Source organism: Catellatospora sp. NPDC049609 (assembly GCF_040675365.1).
GTDB lineage: Bacteria > Actinomycetota > Actinomycetes > Mycobacteriales > Micromonosporaceae > Catellatospora.
This window is the reverse complement of sequence record NZ_JBFAOU010000409.1, coordinates 1-2,257: the sequence shown is the minus strand read 5'-3', so window position 1 is coordinate 2,257 and position 2,257 is coordinate 1. Positions and strand designations below refer to the sequence as shown.

Below are 2,257 nucleotides of genomic sequence, written 5' to 3'. Positions count from 1 at the left end.
ATCCGTCACATCGAAACGCGCCACCACCGAGTTCTACCAGCCGTCACCAGCCCACCAACAAGCCCACCGAGATCCGAACCCCGAACAGCTCCTAGCAGGGGCTGGCCCCGCGGGGTGCGGCATCGGCTCAACGGTGCCCGCCACCACCACCTCCAGAGCACCGGTGCGGGTCTGCGTTGTCGGCGCGAGCGCGCCACGCCCCTCCGCGTGGCGCAAGCCATAAGGTGCGCGATCTCGTGTCACGCCTACGAGTATCAGTGCGCGTTCTGCGGCTTCGACGGCCTGCTCGTTGGGCGCCCCGTCGGTCTGGAGGCCGCACACGTGCGCTGGTGGTCCCACGGCGGCTCCGACCAGCTCGACAACCTCATCTGCCTATGCGCCGTGCACCACACACTTCTCGATCGAGGCGTCTTCGGGACCAGCGGTGACCGGCGCATCATGTTCTCGCGCAGGTTCATCGCCCGCAGCCCTGCTGGCCGTCAGCATCTGCTCAACATGGCGGGGCAGAGCATGATCGAGCCGCAGCCCGGCTCCGACCTGGTTCACGCAAGCCACATCCGGTGGCGCGCCACGTAGGTGTTCAAGACGAAGTCCGTACCACCCAGGTCGGCCGGTGGATGCGCGGCCGCTCCATCGGTGAGCAGCGTCGCCGGCCCGGATGCGTACTGGACCAGTTACGGGTACGGCAAGACCGGTAACCGGACCACCACCACGAGCCACAGCCTCATCGTCGGCGGCACCGACACCGTGCCGACGTACACCTACCCCGCGGCAGGGGACCGCGACCGCATGCCCTGTCGATGGTGACCGTCACCGGCCCGTCCTCCAGGACCGCCAGCAGCAGCCCGTCCAGGTGACCCTTGAGCACTTCCGCCCGCATAGGTAGCAACACTACCCGTGCCGAGGCGGTGTCCGGGACTGGCCAGCGCGACCATGCCGCCGCCTCGGTCCGCCGCAGCCTTGTCGGTCCACGGCTTCTTACGGCGTGTCGACGGCGGTGACCGTCCCGGCAACGGCCGGACCGACAGTAAGCGGAGCGGAGATCTCCCAGGCGTCACGGTCGGGAGCTGCTGTGCCCAGATCGGAGGTCCACGACACGAAGATGCGCCCGGCCAGCACCACCCCGGGCACGGGCCCGGTCGGGTCGTTGGCGATGGCGATCGCGACGGAGGCAGCGGCGCTCGGCACTGGTCCGGACAGGCGCCGGACCATGAGTCCTCGCGCGATCCTGCTCGGCGGGATGTCCTGGCGGTTCTTGGCATCACGAGCCGCGATCAGGTCCGCGCGGGTCTCGTCGGCGTACCCGCCCTCTTGAATTCCGAACTTCAGACAGCCCGCGAGATAGGCGTTCTTCAGCAGGGCAAGGCGGACGTGGTCATCGTTGGGCAGGCAACCCTTGAGGTCGACGTTGCCGCTACGCAGGATGTCTGCGATCGCGGGGTCGTAGGGGCCGTCCTGGAGCAGGACGAACTGCCCGTCGGGAAGGTGGCGCAGCAGTAGGCGGCCGGCATGGCGCTGACCGGGCACGCTGCCGCCGCTGAGCTTCGACAGGTTGATGGCGTTGTCGCACCAGTCGAGCAGCGCCGGTTCGACGCGGCTGCCGAGCCCGTTGTTGCACGGCTCGCACGTTCGGGTCATCACCCGCCCATGCAGGCTCTGCGCTGGTACGTGCTCATCTGATGTCGCCGGATCGCCGCAGATGGGGCATCGGTCGAACATCCGCGGCTGGAGCGTCTCGACGACCGTCACGGTGGCCTGCCCGCCGACGGCGGGCCGTTCGACACTCATGTCCAGGACCCTGCCGTCGGGCAGAGAGATCGACATCGAAGCCGGTGGCCGTGGGCGCATGGAGCAAGGCTACAAGCGACCCGGATGCCACGGCGGTCTTTATCGAGTCGGCCAAGGACCAGATCCGGCTGCCGGTGGCACGGGCCGCGCGAGCATCGTCAGGAGATACGAACAGGCCCGGGGCCGCGTAGCGGCGCCGGGCCTGTCTGCCCCGGCTCATCGGGCGGTGTGGTCGCGCGCCTGGCGGCGCTTACGGCCATGGCGATGCAGCCGGTTGGCCACCCGCTGCTTGGCCGCCTCGTCGATGAGCTCTCGGTGATGCAGCTTCGCGAGTCGAAGTACATCTCGGGTGATCCGAACATCGCAGACTCCTCAGAGGGCGTCTGATTCACGAATTTTGTGAGTGATGCCGGTTCAGGTGTCTCGCCAGGTTGGGGTGCTTTCGCCGGTGGCGCGTTTGGCGAGGTTG

At 68.2% G+C, this 2,257-nt stretch carries 4 protein-coding genes; 3 read left to right on the top strand and 1 reads right to left on the bottom strand.

Going from position 1 to position 2,257, the window contains the following annotated elements:
• Positions 1 to 207 precede the first annotated feature (207 nt).
• Together AB0J67_RS40700 and AB0J67_RS40695 are read left to right on the top strand one after the other, a co-directional pair.
• Complete coding sequence (locus tag AB0J67_RS40700) at positions 208 to 576, top strand: HNH endonuclease (RefSeq protein ID WP_363491113.1); 369 nt, start codon at positions 208 to 210, stop codon at positions 574 to 576.
• Positions 577 to 636: 60 nt separating this feature from the next.
• Entirely contained in the window at positions 637 to 807 is a 171-nt protein-coding gene (locus tag AB0J67_RS40695; RefSeq protein WP_363491111.1) for a hypothetical protein, read from the top strand.
• Positions 808 to 978: 171 nt separating this feature from the next.
• Here the strand turns inward: AB0J67_RS40695 and AB0J67_RS40690 are convergent, their stop codons facing one another.
• On the bottom strand, positions 979 to 1,824 hold the full coding sequence (locus AB0J67_RS40690) for a hypothetical protein (RefSeq protein ID WP_363491109.1): 846 nt from the start codon (positions 1,822 to 1,824) through the stop codon (positions 979 to 981).
• 192 nt (positions 1,825 to 2,016) lie between these two features.
• On the opposite strand from AB0J67_RS40690, the gene AB0J67_RS40685 reads away from it, so the two are divergent.
• Positions 2,017 to 2,175: a hypothetical protein gene (locus AB0J67_RS40685; RefSeq protein WP_363491107.1), complete on the top strand. Its 159-nt coding sequence runs from the start codon at positions 2,017 to 2,019 to the stop codon at positions 2,173 to 2,175.
• Positions 2,176 to 2,257: the final 82 nt, after the last annotated feature.

Bases quoted from the DNA above. Each gene is read 5' to 3' on its own strand.
- AB0J67_RS40690 (WP_363491109.1), bottom strand. From the start codon at position 1,824: ATGTCGATCTCTCTGCCCGACGGCAGGGTCCTGGACATGAGTGTCGAA.